Annotated in this window: 1 protein-coding gene; it reads right to left on the bottom strand. The window is 63.6% G+C overall.

All coding sequences use genetic code 11. The features are described 5' to 3' along the window. Positions 1–901: enolase C-terminal domain-like protein (locus DF200_RS10560; RefSeq protein ID WP_109138222.1), on the bottom strand; the 901-nt coding region annotated here is incomplete at both ends.

Below are 901 nucleotides of genomic sequence, written 5' to 3'. Positions count from 1 at the left end.
AGTCTTTGTGGAGGTATTTCTCGGTGGTCTCCAGATTCATCTCGCACCCGTTGCCCGGCGCGGTCGGGGCCACGTAGTTGCCGTCACGGATCACGGTCGGATGCACGAAATGCTCGTGCTGGTTGTCCACGTACTCGATCATGCGGCCCTCGGTCGTGCCCGACACGGCCACATAGTCGAACATGGCGAAGTGGCACACCGCCTCGCACAGGCCCACGCCACCCGCGTGCGGGCATACCGGCTTGTTGAACTTCCTGGCCAGCAGATACTCCAGCACGATCTCCTGCGGACCCGCCACACGCGTCGCGTCCACCTGCATGATGCCGAACGCGTTCGCCTGAAGATACTGCTTGAACATGATCCTGCTCTGCATCTGCTCGCCGGTGGCCACCGGGATCGGGTTGATCGCCCGCGCGATGGTCGCGTGCCCGATCACATCGTCCGGGCTCGTGGGCTCCTCCACCCAAGCCAGATCGAATTCATGGAACCGGTTGATCCACTCGATCGCGGTCGGCACGTCCCACACCTGGTTCGCATCCACCGCAAGCCGCACGTCCGGACCGATCGCCTCACGCGCCAAAGCCAGACGACGAAGGTCGTCGTCCACATTCTGACCGACCTTGAGCTTGATCTGGCGGAAGCCCTTGACCCGGGACTCCTCCTGAGCAAGAGCAACCATCTTCTCATCGGAGTAACCCAGCCAGCCGGCAGCGGTGGAGTAGCCGGGATACCCCACCTTCAGCAGATCCTCGATGCGACCGGCCTTGCCCCTCCGCCCGGCCTTGAGGATCCCCACGGCCTCCTCCGGCGTCAACGCATCGGTCATGTATCGGAAGTCCAACGTCGAGACCAGCTCCTCCGGCTCCATCTCCGCCAGCAGACGCCACAACGGCTTTCCCGC

The organism is Bifidobacterium catulorum (assembly GCF_003129925.1).
Lineage (GTDB): Bacteria > Actinomycetota > Actinomycetes > Actinomycetales > Bifidobacteriaceae > Galliscardovia > Galliscardovia catulorum.
Note: the sequence above shows the minus strand (reverse complement) of the source record. Positions and strands in the feature narration are given on the sequence as shown.